The organism is Halorubrum rubrum (genome assembly GCF_024494685.1).
Classification (GTDB): Archaea; Halobacteriota; Halobacteria; order Halobacteriales; family Haloferacaceae; genus Halorubrum; species Halorubrum rubrum.
Map to the genome: position 1 here is coordinate 37,486 of NZ_JANHDM010000005.1, position 26,563 is coordinate 64,048.

Below are 26,563 nucleotides of genomic sequence, written 5' to 3' on the forward strand. Positions count from 1 at the left end.
CGTATGTACGGCGTCGTCGGCGGCGGGCTCGTCGGACTCGCGGCGGCCGCTCGACTCCGGGAGACGGGTCACTCGGTCCGGCTGTTCGAGGTGACCGACGCGGTCGGGGGACGGGCGCGCACGGTCGACACCGCCGGCGACCCGGTGGAGCGGTTCCCGCACTACCTCTCGCGCGGCGACGACGCCCTGTCCTCGCTCGCGGCCGACCACGGCCTCGACGACCGGATCGCGTGGCGACGCGGTCGAACCGCCCGGTACCGCGACGGGGTCGTCCACCCCCTCGACGCCCCGTGGGAGCGGCTGGCGTATCCGGGAACCGGGATCGTCGACGCGGTTCGGGCCGCACGCCTCGCCCGCATGGTTCGTCGCGTCGACGCCGACGACGCCGCTGCCCCCGACGCCGCCCGAACCGCTCTCGACGCGACGACCGTCGAGGCATTCGTCACCGAGCGCGCGTCGCGGTCGACCTACGAGGGGTACGTCGAGCCCGCCCTTCGAGCCGAGTTCGGCGGCCGCGCCGCCGACGTCTCCGCGGCGTGGCTGGCGGAGTGGCTCGGGTCGCGGGAGGGACGCCACCGCGACGGAGCGGCCGTCGGCTACGTCGACGGCTCGGCGGCTCTTCTCGTGGACGCGCTCGTCGGGGCGATCGGCGAGGGGGCGATACGGACCGGGAGCCGCGTCACCGACGTCGACGCGTCCGGCGTCGACCGCGACGGCGACGGACACGGGATCCCGCTGACGGTCGAGACGCCGGCCGGGAGCCGCGTCGTCGGCTGCGAGGGCGTCGTCGTCGCCGCCGGCCCGTCGACGCTCCGAGCGGTGACGGGAGTCGATCCCGGCATTCGGACGGTCCCCGGAACGTGCGCGCTCGTCACGACGGACGAGCCGATCGTCGACCCGTGGCGGGTGACCGTCGAGCCGGGGGCGCTCTCGACGGGCGAGGACGCCCCCTTCGGAACCCTGTTCGCGCACACGAACCTGATCTCTCCCGAGCGATACGGCGGCGATCACCTGACGTATCTGGTCGGGCGCGGCGGAACGGTCGCCGACGCGGACGGCGTGGGCGACGGGAGCGAGGAGAGGGTCCGGGATCGATGGCTGTCGGCGCTCGAGGACCTCTTTCCGGCGTTCTCGCCGAAGACGGTGCGGTCGTTCCGGGTCGCCCGCGATCCCGCCGCGGCCGTCGCGGCTCGTCCCGGCGAGCGCGTCCCGACCGACCTCGGTGAGGCGGGCGCTCCGGGCGTCGCGTACGCCGGTCCGGGGGGCCGGCTCGACCGGTTCGGCGGCTCGCCGGCGACGCGGGTCGCCGCGGGGGTCGCGGCCGCGGAGGCGGTGGCGGGTGCGGAGGCGGTGGCGGGTGCGGAGGCGGTGCCGGACCCGACGAGCGGACGAGACGACTCCGGCTTCGAGTGGATATGAGCGCCGAGGTCTCCCCTCAGGCGCTGGCCTCGTCCTCGTCGAGTCCGGGCGCGGCGGCAGGGTCGACCTCCTCGGGCTCCTCGGTGTCGCCGCCGACGACCGTCTCGCCGTCGTCGGTCTCCACGTACACGTCGTCGGCGAAGCCGGCGAGCGCGTTCTCGTACTCCGCCGTCTCGAGCCGCTCCGGGGTCTCGGGCGCGCCCGCGATCCCGTCCGCCGGGCGGAACTCGCCGAGCGGGTCGTCGATCGTGATCCCGTGTTCCGAGAAGAACGATTCGTACCGACGGTAGTGCTCCTCCAGCTCGTCGCCGGGGATCTCCATCATCTCCGTCCAGCCGCGGTTGAAGAAGTCGAAGTTGGCCTGGACGTGCGTGATCTCGCGGGCCTCGGCCTCCGAGAAGCCGGCCTCTAAGGCGGCGACGTACGCGTCCATCGTCGCGTCGAAGAAATCGTCGAGGTGTTCTCTGCGCTCCTCGCGACGCTCCTCGTCGGCCTTGTTGAGGAAGATGCTCGTGTGGAGGTCGACGAGCTTGTCGTTGGCGACGTCGCCGACCACGGGGGTCGTAAGCGCCTTTTTCGCGGCCCAGTGGCGGATGTTCTGCCGGATCTTCATACGCGTCGTTGGACGGCGACGGCCTTGAATCTGTGGCGACGACGGGGGGATCCGACGGCCGATCCGCCGGATCGATCGGTCGGGAACGTCGAAACGGTTGGGGAGCGAGAGACTATCACGGTTCTGAACGCGGATGACAATCCACATTAACCCCCAATCCGAAACGCCGCCCATGAGCGATTCGTACGTGATCGTCGGGGACGGGATCGCGGGGGCCTCCGCCGCCGAGACCCTCCGCGAGGAAGCGCCTGACGCCGAGATCACGGTCATCACCGAGGAGGGAGAGTCCCTCTACAACCGGATCCTGATAAAGGAGTTCGCGAAGGGCAAGCTCCCCGAGGCGCCGATCTCGATCCACGACGAGTCGTGGTACGACGACCACGACGTCGACCTCCGGCTGAACACGCTGGTCGTCGACGTCGACGTCGAGAACGACGCGATCCGGACCCACGAGGGCGAGACGATCGAGTACGACTCGCTGCTTCTGGCGATCGGCGGGACGCCCCAGCAGCTTCCCGTCGAGAACGCCGACGCCGAGGGAGTTCACCACTTCTGGACGTTCCAGGACGCCCGGAAGATCAAGGAGAGCGTGGAGGACGCGGACCGGGGGGTCATCGTCGGCGCGGGGCTGCTCGGCATCGACTTCGCGGCGATCTGCGGCGCGCAGGACGTGGAGGCGAAGTACCTGATGCGCGGCGACTCCTGGTGGCGGTACGCCCTCTCGAACGAGGGCGCGGAGATCATGCACGAGGCGATGCGCGAGCGCGGCGTCGAGCCGGTCTTCGGCTCGGGCGTGGACCACTTCGAGGTCGACGACGACGGCCACGTGGAGGCGGCCGTCGACCCGAACGGCGAGCGGTACGAGTGCGACTTCGCGGGCGTGGCGATCGGGCTGGACTTCAACACGGAGATACTCGAGGACACGCCGCTCGAGACCGACGACGGGATCGTCGTCGACGAGTACATGCGGACGAACGTCGACAACGTGTTCGCCGCCGGCGATATCACGGAGTTCTACGACACGATCCTCGGCGAGCGTGCCCAGAACGGCGCGTGGGGCTCGGCCAAAGAGCAGGGGACTATCGCCGCACACAACATGATCGACCACGGCAGCGAGCCGTTCGAGTGGGTCTCCTCGTACTCGATCACGCACTTCGACTTCCCGTTCCTCTCGTTCGGCCACCCGACGCTCGGCGACGACTCGGTGGAGGCCACCACCGACGAGGGCGAGTGGCGTCGCGTCGCGCTGAAGGACGGCAGGGTCATTGGCGGCGTGCTCATCGGCGACCTCTCGCCGCAGTCGGCGTTCAAACAACTGATGCGCGAGAAGCGCGACGTGAGCGGTCAGCGGGAACTCCTCATGGAGCCCGGCTTCTCCGTCGACGACCTCGTCGCGTCGACCGAGCACTGACCGGCCGTCGTCGCCGCGGATGCCCTTCTGGCCGCGGGTTCTCGCTTTCCCGGCCACGGGTTCTCGGCCTCCCGCAGGGAACAGTACCTTTTCACGTCGTGCCGATCTTGGACGGGTATGTCACACGGCACCGTCGACGAGCGGTCGGACCCGCCCGACGACGGGTTCCTCGCGTCGTTCGTGGAGGAGAGCGCGGACCCGGTGATCTCGCTCGACGACGCGGGGACGGTCGTCTACGCGAACCCGGCGGTCGAATCGACGCTCGGGTACGCCCCGGAGGACCTCGTCGATCGCCGGTTCGCGTCGCTGATCCCGTCGACGACCGCCGAGAAGCGCGCCCGCTCCCTCCGTGCGCGTCTCGAGGACCCCGAGCGACTCGTCGGCGAGGGGGACGTCACGGTCCCGCTCGCGTCCGCCGACGGCGACGCCCTCGCCTTCTCGGTCCGCTTCCACGACCACGAGAGCGGCGGTCGGCGCGTGTACACCGGCAGCTTCCGGGAGCGCGACGGCGACGACGGGGACCGGGAGCTTCGAACGTTTCGGAACCTGATCGAGCAGGCCGGCCACGCGATCTACGTCACCGACGTCGACGGGACGATCCGGTACGTCAACCCGGCGTTCACGGAGCACACCGGCTACGAGGCCGCGGAGGCGCTCGGCGAGACGCCGGCGATCCTCAGCTCCGGGGAGATGTCCGACGACTACTTCGCGTCGCTGTGGGAGACGATCCGGGCGGGCGAGGTGTGGGAAGAGGAGATAGTCGACCGCCGCAAGAACGGCGAGCTGTATCACGCCCACCAGACCATCGCGCCGGTGCTGGACGAGTCGGGGGCCGTCTCGCGGTTCGTCGCCATCCAGACGGACGTCACCGAGCGGAAGGCGGCCATGGACCGGCTGAAACAGTACCGCGACATCGTCGAGCGGCTGGACGAGCCCATTCTGTTACAGAGCCTCGACGGCGAGTTCGAACTGCTCAACGAGGCGGTAAGCGAGTTCGCGGGCGTGTCGCGGGAGGAGCTGTACGGCGCGGACGAGTTCGCGTTCATGGACCCGGAGACGGCGGCGACGATCGACGAGCATCGGGAGGAGGTGCTCGAGACGGCGGAACTCGCGGAGTACGAGGTCTCCCCGACGTTCGAGCCGAGCGGGCGAGAGGCGACGTTCAGCACGCGACGGTACCCCTACTACGACGGCGACGGCGAGCTGGCGGGGACGTTCGCGATCTGCCGGGACGTGACGGAGATCAAAGCCCGCGAGCGGGAGTTGGAGCGGTTCGAGCGCGCCATCGACGGCGCGACGGATCTGATCGCCGCGGTCGGCCGCGAGGAGCGATTCTTATTCGCCAACCGTCAGTACCGGACGTACCACGGCATCGAGGAGTCGGACGTGTGCGGGCTCACGCTCGGCGACGTCGTCGACGACGAGCGGTACCCGGAGGTGAAACGCCACGTCGACCGCGCGCTCCGGGGCGAGTCGGTCGAGTACCGGACGACGCGGACCCACCCGGAGCGGGGAACCCGCACCTTCGACGTGCGCTACTACCCGCTCGAGGCCCCCGAGGAGGAGGGCGGCGTGGCCGGGGTCGTCGGCGTCCTTCGGGACGTGACCGACAGCGAGAACCGGGCGACGCAGCTCCGGGTCGTCGACCGGGTGCTCCAGCACAACCTCCGGAACGCCGTGACCGTGATCCGGGGACGGGCGCAACAGATCGTTACGGGGGACACGGGGGGGACCGCCGGCGACGGCGACGACCTCGCCGAGGCGGCCTCCTATATCGTCGCGCGTGCGGACGAGCTTCTGACGACGAGCGAGAAGGCCCACCACATCACCGAGGTCTTGGGCGACCCCCCGAACACGGAGCCGATCGACGTCGGCCGAACGGTCGACCGGATCGTCGCGGCGACCGCCACGGAGTTCCCGGAGGCGACGATCTCGGCGACGACGCCGGCGGTGGGCGCGGCAGTCGCGTCCGCGACGGAGTGGATCGACCGGGCCATAGAGGAACTGATCCACAACGCGGTCGTCCATCACGACCGCGACCGACCGTCGGTCGAGGTCTCCGTCGAGACGTCGCCGGAGACGCTGACGATCGAGGTCGTCGACGACGGCCCCGGATTACACGGGATGAACCGCGACGTGTTGGAGACCGGGCGCGCGGTCGACGCGCTGTATCACGGCAGCGGACTGGGACTGTGGTTGGTGTACTGGGTGCTCCAGCAGTCCGGCGGATCGGCGACGGTCGCGGACGTCGAGCCCCGCGGTACCGTCGTGACTGTCACGCTGCCGCGCCGCGAGGACCGCACGACCGGCTCGTGAACCGTCGCCCGATCTTCCGGAAGAGTTAACAAACACCATGGTAAATAGTGGCATATGGCGTTTCGAGAGGAGGGGCGGCAGATGCGGCTACGTCGCACCGGGAGTGTACCCCCCGACGCACGGGTCCGCCACTACGACGAGCTCGCCGAGGCGAGCCAGGTGGCCGTCGCCGAGCTGGCGGATCGGCCGCGGACCGCCCCGGAGTCGGCGGACCTCGAGGACGGAGACGTGGTGAAGTTCACCGACTACTATCGGATCCGTGCCCGCTGAGCCGGCGGCGATCCCCTCGAGATCCTCCTCGTCGCCACGCTTCCCGCGGTTCACGCGAGAAGCGAAGTCGTTTTCGCCCGCGACGCGAAACGTGACGCATGGACAGCGGCGGATCAAGCGACATGACGTTGGCGTTCGAACTGGAGGCGCTGAAGGCGCTCGCCGACCCGAACGCCGTGTTCAGCGGCGCTCGACAGTGGACGGAGTACGTGGGGGTGGTAAGCGAGAAGCCCACGTACGTCGTCACGAACTTCACCCGGAAACACCGCGTGCGCCAGGACTTCTTCTCCGGGCCGCGCGGCGTCGAGGAGAGCCTGGAGAACATCAGGAGCCAGTTCGACACCGACCGTCACGTCTTCGTCGGGGTCGACGACGAGGACGCGGCGGTCGCGGAGGCGACGGACTGGGAGTTCCTCCACGTCGAGGACGCCGCGGAGGCCGCCGGGTGGACCCTCGCGACGCCGGAGGAGGTCGAGGAACCCGAGGAACCCTCCCGCGACGACTGGCCGTGATCGGGTTCCTCCGGTCAGGTGGGGGCACTACCGATCACCGCGAGTAGCGTGTCATCGAAGAACTCTCGCACGGGAGGGTCGTTCGATACAAACTATGGGAGAGGAGGTGTGGGTCCCGACGGACGAGTCAGGGCAAGGGAACGTTCACGTCTCGTCGAGACGTCACCGGCTAAGGTATCCGCCGTCGATAGCCAGCGTTTCACCGGTGGCGAACGACGCGTCGTCAGACGCGAGCCACAGGACGGCTTCAGCGATCTCGTCAGCCGTTCCGAGTCGCTTCATCGGGTGAAGCGCTTCAGTTTCAGCGCGTAACTCTTCGTCCGTCGTCACGCCGGCATCGTCCAGCATTTGGGTTTCGATATACCCGGGGCAGACCGCGTTCACCCTGATGTCCTCGGTCGCCCGTTCGAGCGCCGCAACTTTCGTGAGACCGACAACTCCGTGTTTCGCTGCCGTGTAGGCCGGCGTCCTCGCTTCACCCACTTTTCCGAGGATGGAGGCCGTGTTGACGATCGCACCGCCGCCGTGGTCGAGCATCACTGGGATCTCCTTGCGCATGCTTCGCCAGACCCCCGAGAGGTTCACGTCGATAATCGCCTGCCAGTCCTCTTCCGAGATCTCATCGACCGAATCGAACGTTCCGGGAAGTCCCGCGTTGTTGAACGCGACGTCAAGGCCACCGTACTCCGACGTTGCCGTTTCTACCATCTTCTCGACGTCCGCGTCGTCGGTGACATCGACTTCGACGAACGTCCCGTCTCCTGCCGTCTCATCCGTTATCGTCGAAGCGGTTTCCCTTCCACCGTCCTGATCGATATCCGCCACGACGACGTTCGCTCCTGCTTCTCCGAACGCGATGGCAGTTGCCTGGCCGATCCCCGAACCGGCACCCGTCGCGACGACCGTCTCACCAGCAAAGTCACTATTTCGTGTCACAGATACTGATACATCATGTCGAATGAAAGTCGGTATCAAGGTTCTCGGAAGCCAGGAACGTCGTCAGCATTTATCACACCGTCCGACCGCGACGAGTGGTGTTTTCACGCACCCGGACGAACGGACGCCCATGAGCGACGACGCCGATCACCACGACGACGCTGACCACGATCACCATCACACTGGCGACGCGGACCATCACGACCACCACGCTCACGACGCGGAGTCGGTCGCCGTCGCGGTCGTCACGGTCTCCTCCTCCCGGTCGCTTTCCGAGGACGCCTCCGGCGATCTGCTCGTCGAGGCGTTCGAGGACGCGGGCCACGAGGTCGCCGTCCGCGAACTCGTCGACGACGACTTCGACGGGGTCCAGGGTACGGTCGATCGACTCGCACGACGCGGAGACACCGACGCCATCGTGACGACCGGCGGCACGGGCGTGACCCCCGACGACGTCACGCCCGAGGCGGTCGATCCGCTCTTCGAGAAGGACCTCCCCGGCTTCGGCGAGCTGTTCCGGCGGCTCTCGACCGAGGAGGTCGGCACCCGAACGGTCGGCTCGCGCGCGACCGCGGGCGTCGCCCACGGGACCGTCGTCTGCTGTCTCCCCGGCTCGGAGAACGCGGTGCGGCTCGGCGTCGAGGAGATCATCCTGCCCGAGATCGGCCACCTCGCGGGGCTGGCCGACCGTGACGCGGGCTCGTCCGCCGCCGACTCCGCCACCGCCGACTCCGACTCCGCCGAGGAGTGAGCCGCCCGTCGACCCCGCTCCGCGCCGTCAGTCCCCCTTCCGGCCCGCGGCCCACCCGCCGAGCGCGATCAGTCCGCCGTTCATCACGAGAAAGACGACCACGATGACGCCGAACGCGGGGTCGACCCGGCTCGCACGGAGGTAGACGCCGGCGAGAAACAGCAGGACGAAGAGGGTCACGACCGGCCGGGAGGCGTCCGCGAGTCGGTCGAACGTGGAGGGCGACGACGACATGGTCGTGACGACGGCCGCGGGGACCGAAAACCTCCCGGCCGACCTGCTCGATCACCCCGCCCAATCGACCCTACTCGACCGGGAACAGCCCGGCCGTCCGGAGGTCGTCCGCGAGGGCTCCGTCGCCGTGTTCGGCGTACGCCTCGGGCGTGTAGGTCTTGATCTCCAGCGCGTGGATCGACCGGGTCATGTCGTCGCCGACGGCGTCGTACACCCGCTGGTGCTGGTCGACGAGCGACTCTCCCTCGAAGGCGGGCGAGACGACGACCGCCGCGAAGTGCGCGTCCTCGTCCTCGTCGTCGTGGATCCGGGGGGTCGTGACCCGCGCGACCGACTCCGGGATCCCCGACTCGATCAGCTCCTCCACCGTCCCCGTGTCGATGGTCATGCCGTCCCCTCCGGCGCGGACGGGCAAAAACGGACCGGGAGCGACCCGAAGACGAACGAACCGCCTAAATCCCTAGCCGAGAGAGTGCACCCCATGACCCCGCGTAGTTCGAAGCGAGTCGCGTCGATCGTCGACGACGGCGTCACGACGGAGGGGCGCGCGTGAGCGGCGACGAGGAGCTCGCGAAGGACCTCGGCCCCCTCGCGGCGCTCACGATCGGGATCGGCACCATGATCGGTGCCGGCATCTTCGTGCTGCCCGGAACCGCGGTCGCGCGGGCCGGGCCGCTCGCGGCGGCCACGTTCGTCCTCGGCGGCGTGATCGCGCTGTTCACGGCGCTTTCGGCCTCGGAACTCGGCACGGCGATGCCGAAATCCGGCGGCGCGTACTTCTACGTCAACCGGGCGCTCGGCCCCATGTTCGGCTCCATCGCCGGCTGGGCCAACTGGCTCGGGCTCGCGTTCGCCTCGGCGTTCTACATGTACGGCCTCGGCGAGTACGTCAACGCCCTCGTCGGGATCGGGCCGGTCGGCCTTGGTCCGGTCACCCTGGAGGCCGCCCAGGTGATCGGGCTCGCCGGCGCCCTCCTCTTTATCGCGGTCAACTACTTCGGGGCGAAGGAGACGGGCGGGCTCCAGATCGTCATCGTGCTGTCGCTTCTGGGGATCCTCGCCGTCTTCACCGTCGTCGGTCTGTTGAACGCCGACATGGAGTCGCTGCGTCCGATCGCGCCGCCGGGGACGCCGGCCGAGGTGTTGCCGGTGACCGGGATCATCTTCGTCTCGTATCTGGGGTTCGTCCAGATCACGTCGGTCGCGGAGGAGATCAAGAACCCCGGCCGCAACCTCCCACTCGCGGTACTCGGGTCGGTCGTCATCGTCACGGTCGTGTACGCGCTGTTCCTCGTCGTGTTGCTCGCGGCGGTACCGACCGACCTCGTCGCGAACAACGAGACGGCGGTCGTCGACGCCGCGCGGCTGCTGTTCGGCAACTACGCGGTGTTCGGCTACTCGCTCGGCGGGGTCGGCGCCGCGATGCTGCTCGTCGGCGGCCTGCTCGCGACCGCCTCCTCCGCGAACGCCTCGATCCTCTCGTCGTCGCGGATCAACTTCGCGATGGGGCGAGAGAAGATCGTGACGCCGAAGCTCAACGAGATCCACGAGCGGTTCGGCACGCCGTACAAGTCGATCGCGCTCACCGGCGCCCTGATCCTCGTGTTCCTCGTCGCCGGCAGCGTCGAGTCGCTGTCGACGATGGGGTCGGTCCTCCACCTCGTCGTGTACGGCCTGCTCAACATCGCGCTCATCGTGATGCGCGAGTCGGGGGTCGAGGGGTACGACCCGGACTTCGAGGTGCCCCTGTACCCGATCGTTCCGATCGTCGGCGCGGTCTCCTCGTTCGCGCTGATCGTCTACATCGAACCGCAGATCATCCTGCTCTCGTTCGGGCTCGTCGCGTTCGCCACCCTCTGGTACCTGGTGTACGCTCGCGAGCGGGTGGAGTCGCGAGGCGTGCTCGGATCGTGGGTACTGGACCGCTCGGAGGAGCTTCCCAAACCCGCGGTGTCGGCGGCCACCTCCCTCCAACCCAGCGGCGGCAACTATCGGGTGATGGTGCCGATCGCGAACCCGCGTACGGAGGAGCACCTGATCACGCTGGCGTCGGCGCTCGCGAAGCGGCACGACGGCACCGTCGTCGCGGTCAACATCGCGAACGTGCCGGATCAGACCTCGCTGGAGGCCGCCCGCGAGCGCGGGGCACACGACGCCGCCCACGACCTGCTCGACCGGGCGAAGGAGGACGCCGAGACGTTCGGCGTCGACGTGGAAACGCACGTCGTCCTCTCCCACCGGGTGTTCGAGGAGGTGTTCGACGCCGCGCGGACCTACGGCGCGGACCTGACGGTGATGGGCTGGGGTGAGGACTCGCACGGCGCGCCCGGCCGGGCCGAGTCGGCGATCGACGAGCTCGCCCACTCGCTGCCGTGTGACTTCCTCGTGTTCCGCGACCGGGGGCTCGACGCCTCCCGGATACTCGTCCCGACCGCCGGCGGCCCCGACTCCGAGCTGTCCGCGGCTGTCGCCAGGACGCTCCAGGTCGAGTTCGGCTCGGAGGTCACGCTGCTCCACGTCGCCGACGACCGTGCCGAGGGGGAGGCGTTCCTCGAGTCGTGGGCGGCGGACAACGGCCTCGAGGACGCGGAGCTTCGGGTTGAGTCGGGCGACGTGGAGTCGCGGATCGCGGAGGCCGCTCGCGACGCGACGCTGCTCGTGATCGGCGCGACCGAGAAGGGGCTGCTCTCGCGGCTGGTCCGCGGCTCGCTCGTGCTCGACGTGCTGTACGACGTGGAGTGTTCGGTGCTGCTCGCCGAGAAGCGCCACGACCGCGGCCTCCTCGACCGGCTGTTCGGGTCCGGATCCCGCGACCGAGACGACTCGTACGCGGAGGTCGGCGTCGAGACCGAGCCGGCGACGCCCGCGGTCGAGGACGGCGAGGGAGGCGACGCCGGGAACGGCGAGAACGACGCCCGCTAACCGTCCCGTATTCCCGCGCTCACTCCGGCGCGCCGTCGAGGATCGCGACCCCCGAGGAGGCCCCGATCCGTTCTGCGCCGGCCTCGACCATCGCCATCGCCTCCTCGTAGGAGCCGACGCCGCCGGAGGCCTTCACCGGGAGGTACTCGCTCATCAGCTCCACGTCGGCCACCGTCGCGCCGCCGTCGGCGAACCCGGTCGAGGTCTTCACCATGTCGGCGTCGGCGTCGACCGCGGCCTCGCAGGCCCGACGCTTCTCGGCGTCGGTCAGGAGCGCGGTCTCGATGATGACCTTCACGGGTACCGGAACGGTCGCGACGACCTCGGCGAGTTCGGCCGCGACCGCGTCGTCCGCGCCGGCCGTCAGCCGGCCGACGTTGATCACGAGGTCGATCTCGTCGGCCCCGTCGTCCCAGGCGTTCACCGCCTCGTCGCGTTTGGTGTCCATCGACGACTGCCCGTGTGGGAACCCGACGACGGTCGCGATCGTGTCCGGTGCCGCGTCGCGCTCGGCCGCCTCGGCGAGGTAACACGGCGGGATACAGACGTTCATGCCGTGCTCCGTGGCCTCCGTGAGGACGCGCTCTACGTCCGCGGGCGTCGTCGTCGGGCCGAGCACCGTGTGGTCGATCCGGGCGGCGAGCTCCGTGCGGTTCATGCCCCCGACTCGCGCGGACGCGACAAAGGCCTGCTGGGTCGGGGCGGTTCGCGCCGCGGGAGCTTCCGCGGCCTACGCCACCACGCCCCGGCGGCGGAGCTCGTCGCGGATCGTCGCCCGCTTGACGAGCAGGAAGCCACAACAGATGAGCAGGAAGCCGGCGACCGTGTTCGGCGTGAGTCCCTCGTCCAACACGAGCCACCCAGAGAGCGCCGCGAACACGGGCGCGACGTAGGAGACGAGGTTGATCTCGATCGGCCCGAGCCGGTCGAGGAGGTGGAAGTAGATGAGGTAGCCGAGACCGCTCGCGAACACCGCGAGGTAGCCGAGCGCGAGGAGCGCGTCGGCCGTCCAGACGACTTCCGCCATCGACTCGCCGAGCCCGACCGCGACGACGTGCATGATCGCCGCGCCGAACAGCATCGACCACGCCTCCATGGTCTCTATCTCCATGCCCACGTCGAGCGCGCGGGTGAGCACCGATCCGAGCGCGAACGACGCGGCCGCGAGGAACACGAGGAACTTGGCGACGGTCCCGCCCGCCGCGAGGTTCGCGGGATCGGGCGCGGCCAGCACGCCCGCGCCGGCGAGCCCGACGAGCAGGCCGACGACGCCGAGGAACGTCAGGCGCTCGGAGGGGAGAAACGCCCGCGCGAACACCGTGGTCAACACCGGCGAGAGGCCGACGGTGACCGACGCGACCGCGCTCGTCACTTCGGGGTCGGTCTGGCCGACGAACAGGAAGGCGTGGTAGGCGGCGATGAGGAGCACCGCGCCGACGGCCACGAGCGTCCACTCGCCGCGGCCGCGCGGGATCGGGTCGTCGACGACGTAGGCGGCGTAGGCGAGCATGACCACGCCCGCGAGGTCGTACCGGATGGCGGCGAACAACACCGGCGGGAAGTACGCTAACCCGGCGTTGATCGCCATGAACGCCGACCCCCACACCGCGGCGAGGAGGAGGAACAACGAGAGGTTTCGGTAACGGCTCACGTCGGTACTGCGCCGGCCGCCGGTCAAAAGCTTCCGAAAGCGGCTGCCGCCGCCCTCACCGAGTCCTGAACCGCTCCCGTCACCGGATCCGGAACCGCTCGTCGTCGCGGGTGACGACGCCGACGTCGGCGAGCCGCCAGAGGGCGTCGACGACGGCGTCCTCGGGCGCGCCGACCTCGTCGACGACCGCCTCGACGGAGCCGTCGGTCTCGGCCAGCGCGGCGAGCACCGCGGCGTAGAACCGGCTGTCGGCCTCGGTACCGAGCCGCTCGTCGATCTCCGCGAGCGCGTCCTCGACGCGGCCGTGGACCCACCGCTTGGCCACCGACAGCTCCCGGTCGAGCTCGCGGAGCCGACCGTACTCGGCGGCGAGGTCCGCGATCTCGTCGCCGCCCTCCTCCCCGTCGGGGGCCTCGATCGAGAGGTGCGGACACCGGCCGGACATGTCGAGGCTGTTGCTGGCGGGGTACGCGCTCTTCGCGCCGAACCCGTACGGGGAGACGCTCACCTCGAGCCGCAGGCTCCGGGTGATCCGGAAGTACTTCCGCCGCTGGTCGTCGGTGGTCGACTCGATCAGCCCGGCCTCCTCCAGCTTTCGGAGGTGGTCGATGACGGCCTTCGGGCTCACGCCGAGGTACTCCGAGATCTCCGTGACGTAACAGGGTTTCTCGGCGAGCAGCCGGAGGATGCGTCGCCGGTTCTCGTTTCCGAGGAGATCGAGCAGTACCGCGGAGTCCATTAACGTGTGGTTAGCGTCGGACGGACAAAAGGTTGGCTTCCCGCGATCGGGCGGCCCTCGCGGGGTCGCCGCGCCCCCGACGCTCCGGAACGAAGGGTAATTACCTCCCGGCAGGGAGGGTGAGGTATGCGGACAGCACTCGTCGTACTCGACGGCTGGGGCCTCGGCCGCGACTCGCCACACCGGACCGGCCGCGAGCCGGACGATCCCGCGGTCCCGGACGCGCAGGGACGCGACGCGGTCTCGGCCGCCGACACGCCGACGTTCGACGCGGCGGCCGACCGAGGGGCGTACGGGTCGCTCGTCGTCCACGGCCGGCGCGTGGGGCTCCCCGACGGACAGATGGGGAACTCCGAGGTCGGTCACCTCAACATCGGCGCGGGCCGGGTCGTCAAGCAGGCGTACACCCGAATCACGGACGCGCTCGCGGCGGGAACGTTCGCCGACAACGACGCGATCGCCTCGGCGTTCGAGCGCGTCGAGACGACCGGCGGCCGGGTCCACTTCATGGGGCTCGTCTCCGACGGCGGCGTCCACTCGCACGTCTCGCATCTGGAGGCGCTGATCGACGCAGCCGCCGAGGCGGGCGTCCCCGCGACGACCCACGCGTTCACCGACGGTCGGGACACGGCCCCGGAGATCGCGGACGAGTTCCTCGCGGAGGTCACGGAACGCGCCGAGGAGCGCGGGACCGGCCACGTCGCGACCGTGACCGGCCGGTACCACGCGATGGACCGCGACGAGAACTGGGAGCGGACGAAACGCGCCTACGACGCGATCGTGAACCGCGACGCGCCACACGAGGCGGCCTCGGCGGTCGAGGCCGCCCGCGAGGCGCACGCCCGCGGCGAGACCGACGAGTTCATCCAGCCGACGCTCGTTTCCGGCGAGCCCGCCCTCGCCGACGGCGACGCGGTCGTCTTCTTCAACTTCCGCGCGGACCGGGCGCGCCAGCTGGTGCGGATGCTCACCGACACCGAGCCGGAGTGGGGGATCGAGGTGGACCAGCCGGACGTCGAGCTGGTGACGATGACGGAGTACGACGAGACGTTCGAGTTCCCGGTGGCGTTCCCGCCGCGGATCCCGACGAACACGATCGGCGAGGTCGTCTCCGAGGCCGGCGGCACCCAGCTCCGGATCGCCGAGTCGGAGAAGTACCCGCACGTCACCTACTTCCTCAACGGCGGCCGGGAGGTCGAGTTCCCCGGCGAGCAACGCTCGATAGTCGAGAGCCCGGACGTGCCGACCTACGACCTCGAGCCGGAGATGTCGGCCCGCGAGCTCACCGACGAGGCGATCCGGGTGGTCGAGACGGACGACCCGGACCTGGTCGTGTTGAACTACGCGAACCCGGACATGGTGGGCCACACCGGCGACTTCGAGGCGGCCGTCGAGGCGGTCGAGACGGTCGATCGGCAGCTCTCCCGGCTGCTCGCCGCCGTCGCCGACGCCGGCGGCCACGCGGTCGTCACCGCCGACCACGGCAACGCCGACGACATGGGCACGCCCGAGGACCCCCACACCGCCCACACCTACAACCCGGTCCCGTTCGTCTACCTGACGCCCGAGGGCGGCGACGGCGACCGGGCGATCCGGGCGGGCGGGTCGCTGTGTGACGTCGCCCCGACCGTCCTGGAGACCATGGGGATCGACCGGCCGGCGGAGATGACCGGCGAGAGCCTGTTCGCCGACCGCAAATAGTAAACGATAAACCCCAGGGGAATTTTCTCTGGTTCCACGCCAATTTAAGCCGGTCACGGCTCTCCGTTCGGGCATGACCGACGCCACGACGCCGGTGATCGCGGCCGCGTACCGAACGCCACAGGGGAGAGAGGGGGGCGTCTTCGCGGACGTCCGCAGCGAGGACCTCTCGATCCGGCTCGTCGACCACCTCCTCGCGGAGACGGGACTCTCGAGCGACCACGTCGACGACCTGATGTGGGGAGTCGCCCAGCAGCGCACCGAACAGGACAACAACGTCGCGCGCGTCGTCGCGCTGCTCTCCGATCTCGGCGAGTCGGTGCCCGCCACCTCGATCAACCGGTGGTGCGCCTCCTCGATGCAGGCGACCATCTCCGCGGCCGACGCGGTCGCCGCGGGCAACCGCGACTGCGTGATCGCCGGCGGCGTCGAGAACATGAGCCGCGTCCCGATGGACGGCGACTCCTACCAGCACCTCCACCCGGAGCTGTCGGAGCGGTACAACGTCTTCCAGCTCCAGATGGGGATGACCGCGGAGAAGGTCGCCGAGGAGTACGGCGTGAGCCGGGAGGCGCAAGACGAGTACGCCGCCCGAAGCCACCGGCGCGCCGCCGAGGCGACCGAGTCGGGTCGCTTCGACGACGAGATCGTCCCCGTGGAAACGGCGGACGGACCGGTCGAGGAGGACGAGGGGATCCGCCCGGAGACGACCCCCGAGACGCTCGCGGAGCTGCCGCCGGCGTTCACCGGCGACGGCACGGTGACCGCCGGGAACGCCTCGCAGATCTCCGACGGCGCGGCGCTGACGCTCGTGGCGAGCCGCGCGTTCGCCGAGGACCACGGCTTGGACGTGCTCGCGGAGGTAGGGACGAACGCGGTCGCCGGCGTCGACCCCACGGTGATGGGGATCGGCCCGGTCCCCGCGACCCGGAACCTGCTCGATCGGGCGGGGACGACGGTCGACGACTACGACCTCGTCGAGCTCAACGAGGCGTTCGCCTCCCAGTGTGAGTACGCCCGCCGCGAACTGGACGTCGACGAGGAGATCTACAACGTCAACGGCGGCGCGATCGCGATCGGCCACCCGCTCGGGGCCTCGGGGGCGCGCCTTCCCGTGACGCTGCTCCACGAGATGGAGAAACGCGACGCCGAGCGGGGGCTCGCGACGCTCTGTGTCGGGTTCGGCCAGGGGGCCGCGGTGGAGTTCCTCCGGTAGCTCACCGATCGACCGCACCGGTTCCGGCGCGGTCGACGTCGGCGAGCGGGATCGCCCCGCCGGCGAGGTCCGGGCCGTCGAAGGGGTCCTCGGCGAGCAGCAGCGAGCCGTCGAGGTCGGCGTAATCGAGAAGCGGCGCGAGGTGGGTCGCGGCTGCGATGGAGGCGTTGGACTCGATCATACAGCCGAGCATCACCTCGAGCCCGTGCGAGCGCGCGGTCGCGATCGCCCGCCGGGCCTCCAGGAGCCCGCCCGTCTTCATCAGCTTCAGGTTCGCGATGTCGCACCGATCGGCGATCCGCGGGACGTCGGCGGCGACCACGCACGACTCGTCGGCGGCGATCGGCAGCGCCGAGCGTTCGTAGGCGAACTTCAGGCCCTCGGGCTCCTCGGCGGGCACCGGCTGCTCGATGAACTCCACCCCCAGGTCCGCGAGCCACTCGCTCTTCTCGACCGTCTCGCGGGGCGTCCACGCCTCGTTGGCGTCGACGCGGATCGTCGCGTCGGGGGCGGCCTCCCGGACCGTCTCGACGATCTCGCGGTCGCGGTCGCCGCCGAGTTTCACCTTCAGGATCGGATACCCGGCGGCGGCCGCGTCCGCGGCCTTCTCGCGGATCCGCTCCGTGGTGTCGATCCCGACGGTGAAGGAGGTGTCCGGCGTCGCCGAGGCGTCGAGTCCCCACAGTCGGTATACGGGGACGCCGAGCCGCTTCGCGGCCAGGTCGTGGAGCGCGATCGAGACCGCACAGCGGGCGGCCGGGTTGTCCTGGACGACCTCCCGCATCCGCGACTCGATCGTCGTCAGCGCGTGAGGGTCGCCGACCTCCTCGACGACGTCGAGCAGGCCGGGCAACACCGCGGCGACCGTGTCGGCGGTCTCGCCGTAGTGTCGCGCGGGGGCCGCGCCGCCGACGCCGGTCGTCCCCGCGTCGTCGGTCACGCGGACGATCAGGTTCTCGGCCTCCGTCTGGGTTCCCCGCGAGATCGTGAACGGCTCCTCGAGCTCCATCGAGACCCGCTCGAAGGTGGTCTCGAGGCTCATCCCTCGAGCACCTCCTCGACGATGCCGTCGACGATCCGGTCCGCCCCGTGCCGGACGGGATCGGCCGCGGGAACGCCCACCTCCTCGCCGAACGCGTCCACGATCGATCCGGCCTCGTCGTCGTCGGCCACGTCCTTCGTGTTGACCGCGCCGGCGACGACCTCGGTCTCGTGGACCGGCTCCGCGAGGTCCTCGTAGAGGTCGACGTAGTCGGCGAGCGGCGGGAGCGCGAACTCCTCGTAGCCGTGGATCGCTTCGCGACCGGCGGCGTGACAGAGGACGAGCCCGTCGGCCATCGAGCCGTGGAGGATCCCGCAGGTGACCGCCGAGTAGGCGGGGTGGACGATGGTCCCCTGCCCCTCGACGACGAGCAGGTCGTGGTCGTCGCCGATCTCGAGGAGCATCTCCTCCACCGCGCCCGCGGTGAAATCGGAGATCACGCGGTCGATCGGGTTCCCCCAGCCCGCGATCATGATGCCGGTCTGGCCGGTGGGAACGAACGCGGCGTCGATCCCGCGCTCGCGGGCTGCCTCGACGATCTCCAGGGAGGCGGTCATCTTGCCGACCGAGCAGTCCGTCCCGACCGTGAGCACCACGTCGGCGTCGACGTCGGCGGAGCGGCCGGTCGCGACGCCGAGGTCCTCGGGCGGCTTGCGAACGTCCCGGAGGTCGACGCCGTGTTCGGCCGCCAGCGCCGCGAAGTCCTCGTCCTCGTTGAGGAAGTAGTGGAGCCCGCTCACGACGTCACAGCCCGCCGCGATCGCGGCGCGCACGTCGTCGCGCCAGGTCTCGTCGAACCCCCCGCCGATCGGCGCGATGCCGATGTAGAGGGCGTCGACGCCCCCCTCGGCCGCGGCGAGCGCCTCCTCGAAGGAGTCGACGATCGGCGCGTCCGGGAGGTCGGGGTCGTGGTCGGCGACGCGGTCGCCGGCGCGGTCGCGGTCGAGTATCGCCTCGATCGTCTGATCGCCGTACCGCATCACGCCGAGGGCGGTCTTCGCTTCGTCCGGAAACTTCTCGTGGGCGAGAACGACTATCCGTTCGCTGCTCATGTCCGGTCGGTCACCGCGGGGTGGCTTAAATGGGACGGAGCCGGATCGGCGGCGTCGCCGGAGTCGCCGAGCCGCGGCCGGGCCGGACGGCTACGCCGAGCCGCCGACGAACCGGTCCGCGCCCTCGTAGAACCAGTAGCCGTTCTCGCGCATCGCCCGGCCGAGCTCCTGGTGGAACTCGACGAAGTCCCCGAACTCCTCCGTCTCGACGCCCTCGAAGATCTCCTCGACGGAGACGACCGTCTCGTAGTCGATCCGGATCGGGTGGTCGCCGTACTCCTCGACGTAGTCGGCCGCCGAGAGCGGGAAGTCCTCCTCCTCGTCGATCTTCTTCGCGAGCACCGCGTGGCCGTACTGACGCATGCCCTCGCTCCCCTCCTCGCCGTCGGGGTCGTGTGGCCAGTCCATACACCCGGTTCGCCGGGGGTGCGGATAGTGGTTACGGAGGCGGCGGCGACCCCGCCCGCCGTCGATACCGACGACGACGGACGCGACCACATCGAATTATCTACTATGATAATCTACCGTGTGCGTTTATAACCTCATATGAGAACCGCGGTACAATGCCAACTGACGACGGACCGGGCGTCGCTCGGCGCATCTACGACCGGCTTCGCGGGCGGTACCTCTTCAAGATCGCGGGCGTGATACTGGTCGTTTCGGCGGTGTTGCTCGGCGCGGGTGCGCTGACGTTCGATCAGGTCCAAGCGAGCGTCGAGTCGGACGCGGAGAACACGCTGCTCTCCTCGGCCGAGCGCGAGGCACAGGGCATCGAAGGGTTCATCGACGAGGGCGAAGGCCACGCGGTGCGGATCTCGGCCGCCCGTCAGATCCGGACCTCGAACCAACACTCCATCCGAGAAGAGCTCCGGAGCAACGAGCGGGCGCTCCCCGAGTACGTCGTCGACGTCCACTACTACGACCTCTCGTCCGACGAGATACTGGTGAGCACCTCGCCGATGAAGGAGGGGACCATACACACGCTCGCCGACCGGCCGTGGGCGGTCGGCCCCAGCGCGTTCGAGAGCCACGAGGAGGCCCGTTCGTTCGAGCCGTACACCGTCGAGGGCGAGAAGCGGATCGGCTTCGTCAGCCCGGTCACCACGGACACGGACAAGGCGATCGTGGTGACGGCCGACCTGACACGGCGCGGCGACCTGCTGACGCCGCCGGTCGACGGCGCGGACATGGAGGTCGTCTCGACGCGGACCGGTCGGGTCGCGCTCGCCCCCGACGGCGAGGCGATCCTGAACGACTACTTCCTGATCGAGGACCTCCCGCACCTGCGCTCCGACGTGACCGAGCCGCGCGTCGACGAGGTGACCGGCGAGGAACAGACCGTCGTCGACGCCGATCGGCTCGTCACGGCCACCGTTCCCATCGAGGGGAAGCCCTGGGCCGTCGTCGTCGCCGCGCCCGAGGAGGCAGTGTTCGGGACCGTCGCCGACGTCACACGCAGCGTGCTGTTGCTGATCGGGATCGCCGTCCTCGGTCTCCTCGCGGTTGGCCTTCTGATCTCGCGGGACGTGAACGGCTCCGTCGACGAGCTTCGCGGGTACGCCGAGGCGATCGAGTCGGGGGATCTCGACGTCGACATCGACCGGTCACGCACCGACGAGTTCGGTCAGCTCTCCGCGCTCATCGACCGCATCCGGCGGACGCTGCGCGAACAGATCGCGGCCGCCGAGGAGTCCGCGACGGAGGCGGCCGCCGCACGCGAGGAGGCGGAGGCGATCTCGGCACACCTCGAGACGAAGGCGGAGAACTACGGCGAGACGATCGACGCGGTCGCCGAAGGGGATCTCACCCGCCGGCTCGAACCCGAGAGCGAGAGCGCGGCGATGACGGAGATCGCCGAGTCGGTAAACGAGATGCTCGATCGAGTGGAGGCGCTCGTCGTCGCGATCCAGGACGCGGCGGAGACGGTCGACGAAGAGAGCGCCGAGGTGACGGCCTCCGCCGAGGAGGTGGAGTCGACGAGCGCAGACGTCGCCGAGAGCGTCGAGGAGATATCCGTCGGCACCGAACGCCAGGAACAGCACCTCGCGACCGCGGCCGCCGAACTCAACGATCTCTCGACGACCGTCGAGGAGATCGCCTCCTCGACCGACGACCTGGCGCGGCGGTCGGCGACGACGGCGACGGCCGGCGAGGAGGGCCGTGACCGGGCGAGCGAGGCGATCGACCACATGGACCGGATCGAATCGGAGATGGGACGCACCGTCGAGGAGATGACGACGCTCCGCGACGAGGTCGAGCGGATCGGCGAAGTGGTCGGGCTGATCGACGACATCGCCGAGCAGACCAACATCCTCGCGCTCAACGCCTCGATCGAGGCCGCGCGCGCCGGCGAGGCCGGCTCGGGGTTCGCGGTCGTCGCCCGCGAGGTGAAAGAACTCGCCGAGGAGACCGCGGAGGCGACGACCGAGGTCGAAGCGCTCATCGAGGGCGTCGAGGAGTCGACCCACTCCGTCGCCGACGACATGTTCGCGATGGAAGCCGACGTCCAGCAGGGGCGCGACGTGGTCGACGAGACCGTCGACACGCTGGAGACGATAGCCGAGAACGTCTCCGACGTCAACGCCGGGATCCAGTCGATCAACGACGCGACCGACGACCAGGCGGACTCCACCCAGGAGGCGGTCTCGATGATAGACGAGGTCTCCGAGGTGAGCGTCGAGACCGCGAGCGAGGCGCAGAACGTCTCGGCCGCGGCCGAGGAACAGACCGCGGCGCTCGCGCAGATCTCGACGAACGCGAAGTCGCTCTCCGCGCGTGCGGACGAGCTTCGCACGTTGGCCGGGGAGTTCGAGACGCGCACGGAACGAGAGGACGGCTTCGAGTTCGAGGCCGACGTGGAGACGGTCGCGGCGGACTCGCCGGTCGAGGCCGACCCCGACGGCGATACCTCGTCGGATGACGTCAGCAACGTCGCTGCCGAGGTCGGCGATCCTCCCGTCAACGCCGAAAGCGATCCGGCGGGACCGACCGGATCGCCGGCTTCCGGAGACTCCTCGCGCTCCGCCGTCGAGACCGACGGCGGCGACGACGGCTTCCGACCGGGCGAGGCGTTCCGGAACGAGAGCGACGACGCGGTCGGTTCCGACGACGACTGAACCGACGCCGCACAAGACACTTCTCGGGCCCGGTTCACCCTCCACGTATGCGACGGAGAGCCCTCCTCGCGGCCGCAGTCGCGGGCGCGACCGGTCCGCTCGCCGGCTGCCCGACGCCCCCCTGGGGCGAGATCCCCGAGGACGTCGACGGGGCCGAGGTGACCCTCCGCCGCGAGCACACGGGCGCGTTCGATCCGGGCGACCCCGCGTATCGGGATGCCGCCGTCCTGCTCCGGGCGCTCGAGGCCGACCCGCCGCGTCTCACCGTCAGGGGGCAGGTGCTCGCCGGCGCACGCGAGTGCTACCGGGTGGACCTCGTCGAGGCGGATCTGACCCGATCCCGTCTCCTGATCCGGCTGACGACCGAGGACGACCCCGACTGGGAGGGCGACGCGTGTCCGGACGTCGGGGAGGCACACCCCTACGAGGTCGAGATCGCGTTCACGGCGGCTCCGATTCCCGACCGAGTCGAAGTTCGACACGGCGACGAGACGGTACTCGAGGAGGCGGTCGCGACCGGTTGAGATCGGGACGGATACGGTTCCCGCCTGACGGAGGTTCCGGCGTTTAGGGAACCCTCCCGTCCATCGATCCGCGATACCAGCGACCGGTCTCGGACCCGCACTCGACGCATCGGGCGACGACGACCTCCTCGCCGTCGGCGTCATCGGTCCGGTTCAGTTTCGTGTCGTTCTCGGCGTCGCATTCCTCGCAGTACCGGAGCTTCGGCTGGGTGCCGTACTCCAGCGGCGCGCCGATCGCGAGGGCGCGGATCCGTTCGTTCCCGTGGTTCCAGCCGCGCTGGAACTCCCCGCGGCCGAAGCGGACGATCTCGTCCGGACCGACCTCGACCGGTCCGTCCTCGGTCTCGAAGGTCGCCGTGCCCGAGAGGACACAGAACACCTCCTCCTGTACCTCGTGGCTGTGGTACGCGAACGCGAAGCTGTCACCCGGTTCGAGCTCGTAGTAGTTTATCGCGACGTCGGTGAGGCCGAGCGGCTCGGTGAGCTTCCGCATCACCGCGGCGGGCTGTACGTCGTTCTCCACGTCGTCGATGCGGACTCGGTTCACGCCGTCCCTTTCGGAGTCCCCGGTCAAAACGATGCGTGTCGGCGCGAAACGGCACGTGTCGGCACGTCGGCTCTACGCGTCGGGGACGAGCACGGGGTGGAGACGTTCCGCTCGACGTGAACGACCGTCTCCAGTGTACGGACCCGCGGCTAGGACGTGGAGAGGCCGGGAGAACGCGACGGGGTTGGATGCTCCGGCAGGGATTTGAACCCTGGTCCTTGCCGTGAGAGGGCAAGATGATTGGCCGGACTACACCACCAGAGCGTGCGTCCGCGTTCCGTCGCGTTTCCGGGTAGGGTGTTCCACACTAAAACGGTTCCGTTTCGACCGCGCCGTGTCTCGGTTTGTCGCGGTCGGGTCGGTCGTTCTGTCGCGGTCGGGCCGGTCGTTCTGTCGCGGTCGGGTCGGTCGTTCTGTCGCGGTCGGGCCGGTCGTTCTGTCGCGGTCGGGTCGGTCGTTCACGGTCGCTCTCGTCGAGGCGATCGGCCGCGAACGCGTCAGAGATCGACCGCGAACGAGTCGACCGTCTCGGCTGCGCCGGCGACCGCCGCGAGCAGGTCGGCGACGCGATCCAGGTCCTCGAGGTCGACGACCTCGACCGGCGTGTGCATGTATCGGTTCGGGATGGAGACGGTGAGCGACGGGACCCCACCGCGGGCGGTGTAGAACGCGTCCGCGTCCGTGCCGGTTCGCGTCCCCGCCGCCTGGAGCTGGACGTCGATTCCGGCGTCGGCCGCGGCGTCGCGGGCGAGGTCGACGAGGACCGGGTGGTTCGCGCTGCCGCGGCCGATCACCGGCCCGTCGCCGAGTTCGACGGGGCCGCGCCGCTCGGCGTCGACGTCCGGGTTGTCGGTCGCGTGAGTGACGTCGACGGCGACGAACGCGTCGACCGCCTCGAGGTCGTGGCCGACCATCCGCGCGCCCCGGAGCCCGACCTCCTCTTGAACTGTCGAGACCGCGTGGACGGTGGCGTCGACGTCGGCCGCGGCGGCGCGGCGCAGCGCCTCCGCGGCGACCCAGATCCCGGCCCGGTTGTCGATCCCACGGGCGGCGATCCGGGATCCGACGAGCTCTCGGGTCCCGCTCGAGAACGTGACCGGATCGCCGATCGAGACGTGCTCGCGGGCCTCGTCGGCGTCGCTCGCGCCCACGTCGACGAACTGTCCCTCGATCGCCTCGTACTCGTCCGTATCGGGATCGCGGAGGTGGATCGCGGTCTGGCCGACGACGCCCCGGACAGGCTCGTCGGCGTGGACCGTCACGTGCTGGCCCTTCGAGACGGTGCGGTCTGAGCCGCCGACCGGGGCGATCCGGAGGAATCCCTCCTCCAGCACGTCGCGGACGATGAACCCGATCTCGTCGGCGTGGCCCGCCACGGCGACCGTCGGCGCGTCCGGGTCGCCCTCGTGGACGGCGACGGCGTTTCCGTACGCGTCCGTGGTGACGTCGTCCGCGAACGCGGAGACGTGATCGACCCAGACGCGCTGGGCCGCCGTCTCGAACCCGGAGGGGCTCGGCGTCGCGAGCAGGTCGTCGAGGAACGCGCGGCGGGACTCGTCCATGCGTCCCCGTTCGTATCGGACAAAAAGAACCCCGCGATCCCGCCCGCGACCCGGCGATCGCGGCGGAAGCGGCCGAACGTTCACGTTCCGACCGACGCCACGGTTAAGCGGTCGGCCCGAGAAGTACCGGCCATGAGTGACACGTCGTTCACGCTGCTCGAGATCCACTTGGAGGAGGGATCGGTCCGCATCGGGGAGAACGGGCTTCTCGGTGGCGGAAACGGAGACGAGGCTGCCGACGTTGAGGGGGTCGACGACCCCGCGAGGGACGCGACCGGCGGCGGGATCCTCGGATGCGAGCGCTCGTCGAAGTCGATCCTGGGGGGCCTGGCGGTCGTCGCGCTCCTCGCGGCCCTGGGGATCGCGGCCGCACGCGTGCTCGGCGAGGGCGACCTCGAGGACGCCGAGGCGCTCGACGACCTCGGCGCGTGAGATCGGCCGCGCCGCCGCCGTCACGCGCCGGACCGACACAAGGGACTTGAGGGCGGCGCGCCTCCCGCGCGTATGGACATCCTCCGAAGCCTTCGTGCCGTCTCCGAGGCGTCCGGAACCGGGGTCGTCGACTGGGCGAAAGCCGGGGAGGCGGCGAAGGCGAGTACGGAGCCGGGAGCGCTCGACTTGACGCCCGCCGACCGGCGGGGCTACGCGACCGACGTGCGGGACGCTCGCGACCGGCTCCGCGAGGTCGCCGGCGTCGACTTCGCCGTCCCGGACGCGATCGAGGTCCAGAACCGTCACCACTGGATCGACGCGAACCTCGAGACGTTCCGGAACGTGATGGAGCCGATCGAGGCGGCGGCGTCCCCCGCGATGCCCGAGCTCTCGCGGGTCGTCAACACGGGCTCCATGGCGTTCGCGCTGGGATTTCTCGCGCGGAACGTGCTCGGCCAGTACGACCCGCTGTTGCTCGCCGACGAGCCCGACGCCGACCACGGGCTCTACTTCGTCCACCCGAACGTCGTCGCGGTCGCCGCCGACCTCGACGTGTCGTACCCGCGGTTCCGCCGGTGGATCGCCTTCCACGAGGTGACGCACGCCGCGGAGTTCGGCGCGGCCCCGTGGCTGTCGGGATACCTGGAGTCGCGCGTCGAACGCGGGATCGACGGGCTGGGTGCGAGCGGACTCGACCCCGACGCGTTCGCCGAGCTCCAGACCGCGATGACCGCGGTCGAGGGATACGCGGAGCTGTTGATGGACCGCGCGTTCGACGACGAGTACGCCGACCTGCGCCGGAAGATCGACGAGCGGCGGGGCGGCGGCGGGCCGGTGACGCGGCTCGCCCGTCGACTCCTCGGGCTCGGGCTCAAGCGGCGGCAGTACGAGCGCGGGGCCGCCTTCTTCGAGCGTGTCGCCGACGAGCGGGGGGTCGCCGCCGCGAGCGCGGTGTGGGAGCGCCCGGAACACCTCCCGACGGACCGGGAGATCGACGACCCGGTGGCCTGGCTGGCGCGGGTCGACCCCTGAGCGTCCGTGAGCGTCCCTCCCGCCCGTCCCGAACCCGCGATCCGGACGGTGGTTTTAGGCCCGTCCCGCCCCCACGGTTCCCATGAACCTCACCGGCCCGTGGGACCGGGCGCGCGTCGACGAGTTCCTCGCGGACGCACGGATCCCGGTTCGGGTCGGCTGCCGGACGCCAGCGGGCGACCCCTGGATGGTGTCGCTGTGGTTCCGGTGGGACGGGGCGATCCACTGTGCGACCGGCGCGGACGCCGACGTGGTCGGCTTCCTCGCGGCCGACGACCGCGTCTCGTTCGAGATATCGACGAACGATCCGCCCTACCGGGGCGTTCGCGGTCGGGGTCGGGCGACGGTGACCGCCGACGGAGAGAAACGGCTCCTCCGGTCGCTTCTGGAGCGGTATCTCGGCGGGACCGACAACGAACTCGGCGAGCGACTCCTGCGACCGGGACGCGAGGAGGTCCACGTCCGGATCGAGCCGGAACGGCTCCACTCGTGGGACTTCACGGACCGGATGCCGGCCCGAACGGACCCGGTCGAGTGAGCGGGCTCGGATCCGGCCGAACGGGAA

At 70.0% G+C, this 26,563-nt stretch carries 26 protein-coding genes and 1 tRNA gene; 14 read left to right on the forward strand and 13 right to left on the reverse strand.

Annotated features, from left to right (window positions below; translation table 11 throughout):
* The first annotated feature begins 3 nt into the window (after positions 1-3).
* A complete protein-coding gene (locus NO889_RS06910) occupies positions 4-1,419 on the forward strand; it encodes an FAD-dependent oxidoreductase (protein WP_256411557.1) in 1,416 nt (471 codons plus the stop codon).
* A gap of 16 nt (positions 1,420-1,435) precedes the next feature.
* Here the strand turns inward: NO889_RS06910 and NO889_RS06915 are convergent, their stop codons facing one another.
* Positions 1,436-2,032 (reverse strand): DUF6149 family protein, encoded by a 597-nt coding sequence (locus NO889_RS06915; protein WP_256411558.1) that lies wholly within the window; start codon positions 2,030-2,032, stop codon positions 1,436-1,438.
* A gap of 172 nt (positions 2,033-2,204) precedes the next feature.
* On the opposite strand from NO889_RS06915, the gene NO889_RS06920 reads away from it, so the two are divergent.
* From NO889_RS06920 to NO889_RS06935, 4 genes are all read left to right on the forward strand, one after another.
* Complete coding sequence (locus tag NO889_RS06920; RefSeq protein WP_256411559.1) at positions 2,205-3,443, forward strand: NAD(P)/FAD-dependent oxidoreductase; 1,239 nt, start codon at positions 2,205-2,207, stop codon at positions 3,441-3,443.
* A 117-nt stretch (positions 3,444-3,560) separates the two neighbouring features.
* Positions 3,561-5,759: a PAS domain S-box protein gene (locus tag NO889_RS06925; protein WP_256411560.1), complete on the forward strand. Its 2,199-nt coding sequence runs from the start codon at positions 3,561-3,563 to the stop codon at positions 5,757-5,759.
* A 54-nt stretch (positions 5,760-5,813) separates the two neighbouring features.
* Entirely contained in the window at positions 5,814-6,029 is a 216-nt protein-coding gene (locus NO889_RS06930) for a DUF7979 domain-containing protein (protein WP_256411561.1), read from the forward strand.
* 98 nt (positions 6,030-6,127) lie between these two features.
* A complete protein-coding gene (locus NO889_RS06935) occupies positions 6,128-6,541 on the forward strand; it encodes a DUF7124 domain-containing protein (RefSeq protein ID WP_256411562.1) in 414 nt (137 codons plus the stop codon).
* 162 nt (positions 6,542-6,703) lie between these two features.
* On the opposite strand, the gene NO889_RS06940 is transcribed toward NO889_RS06935, so the two are convergent.
* Complete coding sequence (locus NO889_RS06940) at positions 6,704-7,477, reverse strand: glucose 1-dehydrogenase (protein WP_256411563.1); 774 nt, start codon at positions 7,475-7,477, stop codon at positions 6,704-6,706.
* A 130-nt stretch (positions 7,478-7,607) separates the two neighbouring features.
* Here NO889_RS06940 and NO889_RS06945 point away from each other — a divergent pair, with 130 nt between their 5' ends.
* A complete protein-coding gene (locus tag NO889_RS06945; protein WP_256411564.1) occupies positions 7,608-8,228 on the forward strand; it encodes a MogA/MoaB family molybdenum cofactor biosynthesis protein in 621 nt (206 codons plus the stop codon).
* 27 nt (positions 8,229-8,255) lie between these two features.
* On the opposite strand, the gene NO889_RS06950 is transcribed toward NO889_RS06945, so the two are convergent.
* Entirely contained in the window at positions 8,256-8,462 is a 207-nt protein-coding gene (locus NO889_RS06950) for a hypothetical protein (protein ID WP_256411565.1), read from the reverse strand.
* A 70-nt stretch (positions 8,463-8,532) separates the two neighbouring features.
* Complete coding sequence (locus NO889_RS06955; RefSeq protein ID WP_256411566.1) at positions 8,533-8,850, reverse strand: BolA family protein; 318 nt, start codon at positions 8,848-8,850, stop codon at positions 8,533-8,535.
* A 161-nt stretch (positions 8,851-9,011) separates the two neighbouring features.
* Here NO889_RS06955 and NO889_RS06960 point away from each other — a divergent pair, with 161 nt between their 5' ends.
* Positions 9,012-11,384 carry an amino acid permease gene (locus NO889_RS06960; RefSeq protein ID WP_256411567.1) on the forward strand — a complete coding sequence of 791 codons (2,373 nt, stop codon included), beginning with the start codon at positions 9,012-9,014 and terminating at the stop codon, positions 11,382-11,384.
* 19 nt (positions 11,385-11,403) lie between these two features.
* Here NO889_RS06960 and deoC read toward each other — a convergent pair whose 3' ends face one another.
* The 3 genes from deoC to NO889_RS06975 form a co-directional block, all read right to left on the reverse strand.
* Positions 11,404-12,042: a deoxyribose-phosphate aldolase gene (gene deoC / locus NO889_RS06965; protein ID WP_256411568.1), complete on the reverse strand. Its 639-nt coding sequence runs from the start codon at positions 12,040-12,042 to the stop codon at positions 11,404-11,406.
* A 72-nt stretch (positions 12,043-12,114) separates the two neighbouring features.
* Positions 12,115-13,035, reverse strand: coding sequence for a DMT family transporter (locus NO889_RS06970; protein WP_256411569.1), 921 nt, complete (start codon positions 13,033-13,035; stop codon positions 12,115-12,117).
* Between the two features lie 79 nt (positions 13,036-13,114).
* The gene (locus tag NO889_RS06975) at positions 13,115-13,774 is read right to left on the reverse strand and encodes an ArsR/SmtB family transcription factor (protein ID WP_256411570.1); all 660 of its coding nucleotides are present in this window, start codon (positions 13,772-13,774) and stop codon (positions 13,115-13,117) included.
* A gap of 126 nt (positions 13,775-13,900) precedes the next feature.
* Between NO889_RS06975 and gpmI the strand changes: the two genes are divergently transcribed.
* Entirely contained in the window at positions 13,901-15,475 is a 1,575-nt protein-coding gene (gene gpmI / locus NO889_RS06980) for a 2,3-bisphosphoglycerate-independent phosphoglycerate mutase (protein ID WP_256411571.1), read from the forward strand.
* A 73-nt stretch (positions 15,476-15,548) separates the two neighbouring features.
* The gene (locus NO889_RS06985; protein ID WP_256411572.1) at positions 15,549-16,691 is read left to right on the forward strand and encodes a thiolase family protein; all 1,143 of its coding nucleotides are present in this window, start codon (positions 15,549-15,551) and stop codon (positions 16,689-16,691) included.
* 1 nt (position 16,692) lies between these two features.
* Here NO889_RS06985 and NO889_RS06990 read toward each other — a convergent pair whose 3' ends face one another.
* From NO889_RS06990 to NO889_RS07000, 3 genes are all read right to left on the reverse strand, one after another.
* Positions 16,693-17,733, reverse strand: coding sequence for a dipeptide epimerase (locus NO889_RS06990; RefSeq protein WP_256411573.1), 1,041 nt, complete (start codon positions 17,731-17,733; stop codon positions 16,693-16,695).
* Entirely contained in the window at positions 17,730-18,785 is a 1,056-nt protein-coding gene (locus NO889_RS06995) for an N-acetyltransferase DgcN family protein (RefSeq protein ID WP_256411574.1), read from the reverse strand. Before NO889_RS06995 ends, NO889_RS06990 begins: the two co-directional genes overlap by 4 nt.
* Before the next feature lie 90 nt (positions 18,786-18,875).
* A complete protein-coding gene (locus NO889_RS07000) occupies positions 18,876-19,193 on the reverse strand; it encodes a DUF5785 family protein (RefSeq protein WP_256411575.1) in 318 nt (105 codons plus the stop codon).
* Between the two features lie 155 nt (positions 19,194-19,348).
* Between NO889_RS07000 and NO889_RS07005 the strand changes: the two genes are divergently transcribed.
* Entirely contained in the window at positions 19,349-21,901 is a 2,553-nt protein-coding gene (locus NO889_RS07005) for a methyl-accepting chemotaxis protein (protein WP_256411576.1), read from the forward strand.
* A 47-nt stretch (positions 21,902-21,948) separates the two neighbouring features.
* Entirely contained in the window at positions 21,949-22,425 is a 477-nt protein-coding gene (locus tag NO889_RS07010) for a hypothetical protein (protein WP_256411577.1), read from the forward strand.
* A gap of 43 nt (positions 22,426-22,468) precedes the next feature.
* On the opposite strand, the gene NO889_RS07015 is transcribed toward NO889_RS07010, so the two are convergent.
* The 3 genes from NO889_RS07015 to NO889_RS07025 form a co-directional block, all read right to left on the reverse strand.
* Positions 22,469-22,972 (reverse strand): cupin domain-containing protein, encoded by a 504-nt coding sequence (locus NO889_RS07015; RefSeq protein ID WP_256411578.1) that lies wholly within the window; start codon positions 22,970-22,972, stop codon positions 22,469-22,471.
* Between the two features lie 189 nt (positions 22,973-23,161).
* Positions 23,162-23,236 (reverse strand) — tRNA-Glu (locus NO889_RS07020).
* Positions 23,237-23,469: 233 nt separating this feature from the next.
* Entirely contained in the window at positions 23,470-24,534 is a 1,065-nt protein-coding gene (locus tag NO889_RS07025; RefSeq protein ID WP_256411579.1) for a M20/M25/M40 family metallo-hydrolase, read from the reverse strand.
* Between the two features lie 132 nt (positions 24,535-24,666).
* Between NO889_RS07025 and NO889_RS07030 the strand changes: the two genes are divergently transcribed.
* The 3 genes from NO889_RS07030 (at position 24,667) to NO889_RS07040 (ending at position 26,536) form a co-directional block, all read left to right on the forward strand.
* A complete protein-coding gene (locus NO889_RS07030; protein ID WP_256411580.1) occupies positions 24,667-24,966 on the forward strand; it encodes a hypothetical protein in 300 nt (99 codons plus the stop codon).
* A 72-nt stretch (positions 24,967-25,038) separates the two neighbouring features.
* On the forward strand, positions 25,039-25,998 hold the full coding sequence (locus NO889_RS07035; RefSeq protein WP_256411581.1) for a zinc-dependent metalloprotease: 960 nt from the start codon (positions 25,039-25,041) through the stop codon (positions 25,996-25,998).
* 82 nt (positions 25,999-26,080) lie between these two features.
* A complete protein-coding gene (locus NO889_RS07040; protein ID WP_256411582.1) occupies positions 26,081-26,536 on the forward strand; it encodes a pyridoxamine 5'-phosphate oxidase family protein in 456 nt (151 codons plus the stop codon).
* Positions 26,537-26,563 lie beyond the last annotated feature (27 nt).

What these genes read in the sequence shown, in the direction of transcription:
- NO889_RS06910 (WP_256411557.1), top strand. Translation starts at nt 4, where the DNA reads ATGTACGGCGTCGTCGGCGGCGGGCTCGTCGGACTCGCGGCGGCCGCT.
- NO889_RS06915 (WP_256411558.1), bottom strand. Translation starts at nt 2,032, where the DNA reads ATGAAGATCCGGCAGAACATCCGCCACTGGGCCGCGAAAAAGGCGCTT.
- NO889_RS06920 (WP_256411559.1), top strand. Translation starts at nt 2,205, where the DNA reads ATGAGCGATTCGTACGTGATCGTCGGGGACGGGATCGCGGGGGCCTCC.
- NO889_RS06925 (WP_256411560.1), top strand. Translation starts at nt 3,561, where the DNA reads ATGTCACACGGCACCGTCGACGAGCGGTCGGACCCGCCCGACGACGGG.
- NO889_RS06930 (WP_256411561.1), top strand. Translation starts at nt 5,814, where the DNA reads ATGGCGTTTCGAGAGGAGGGGCGGCAGATGCGGCTACGTCGCACCGGG.
- NO889_RS06935 (WP_256411562.1), top strand. Translation starts at nt 6,128, where the DNA reads ATGGACAGCGGCGGATCAAGCGACATGACGTTGGCGTTCGAACTGGAG.
- NO889_RS06945 (WP_256411564.1), top strand. Translation starts at nt 7,608, where the DNA reads ATGAGCGACGACGCCGATCACCACGACGACGCTGACCACGATCACCAT.
- NO889_RS06950 (WP_256411565.1), bottom strand. Translation starts at nt 8,462, where the DNA reads ATGTCGTCGTCGCCCTCCACGTTCGACCGACTCGCGGACGCCTCCCGG.
- NO889_RS06955 (WP_256411566.1), bottom strand. Translation starts at nt 8,850, where the DNA reads ATGACCATCGACACGGGGACGGTGGAGGAGCTGATCGAGTCGGGGATC.
- deoC (WP_256411568.1), bottom strand. Translation starts at nt 12,042, where the DNA reads ATGAACCGCACGGAGCTCGCCGCCCGGATCGACCACACGGTGCTCGGC.
- NO889_RS06975 (WP_256411570.1), bottom strand. Translation starts at nt 13,774, where the DNA reads ATGGACTCCGCGGTACTGCTCGATCTCCTCGGAAACGAGAACCGGCGA.
- gpmI (WP_256411571.1), top strand. Translation starts at nt 13,901, where the DNA reads ATGCGGACAGCACTCGTCGTACTCGACGGCTGGGGCCTCGGCCGCGAC.
- NO889_RS06985 (WP_256411572.1), top strand. Translation starts at nt 15,549, where the DNA reads ATGACCGACGCCACGACGCCGGTGATCGCGGCCGCGTACCGAACGCCA.
- NO889_RS06990 (WP_256411573.1), bottom strand. Translation starts at nt 17,733, where the DNA reads ATGAGCCTCGAGACCACCTTCGAGCGGGTCTCGATGGAGCTCGAGGAG.
- NO889_RS06995 (WP_256411574.1), bottom strand. Translation starts at nt 18,785, where the DNA reads ATGAGCAGCGAACGGATAGTCGTTCTCGCCCACGAGAAGTTTCCGGAC.
- NO889_RS07000 (WP_256411575.1), bottom strand. Translation starts at nt 19,193, where the DNA reads ATGGACTGGCCACACGACCCCGACGGCGAGGAGGGGAGCGAGGGCATG.
- NO889_RS07005 (WP_256411576.1), top strand. Translation starts at nt 19,349, where the DNA reads ATGCCAACTGACGACGGACCGGGCGTCGCTCGGCGCATCTACGACCGG.
- NO889_RS07010 (WP_256411577.1), top strand. Translation starts at nt 21,949, where the DNA reads ATGCGACGGAGAGCCCTCCTCGCGGCCGCAGTCGCGGGCGCGACCGGT.
- NO889_RS07025 (WP_256411579.1), bottom strand. Translation starts at nt 24,534, where the DNA reads ATGGACGAGTCCCGCCGCGCGTTCCTCGACGACCTGCTCGCGACGCCG.
- NO889_RS07030 (WP_256411580.1), top strand. Translation starts at nt 24,667, where the DNA reads ATGAGTGACACGTCGTTCACGCTGCTCGAGATCCACTTGGAGGAGGGA.
- NO889_RS07035 (WP_256411581.1), top strand. Translation starts at nt 25,039, where the DNA reads ATGGACATCCTCCGAAGCCTTCGTGCCGTCTCCGAGGCGTCCGGAACC.
- NO889_RS07040 (WP_256411582.1), top strand. Translation starts at nt 26,081, where the DNA reads ATGAACCTCACCGGCCCGTGGGACCGGGCGCGCGTCGACGAGTTCCTC.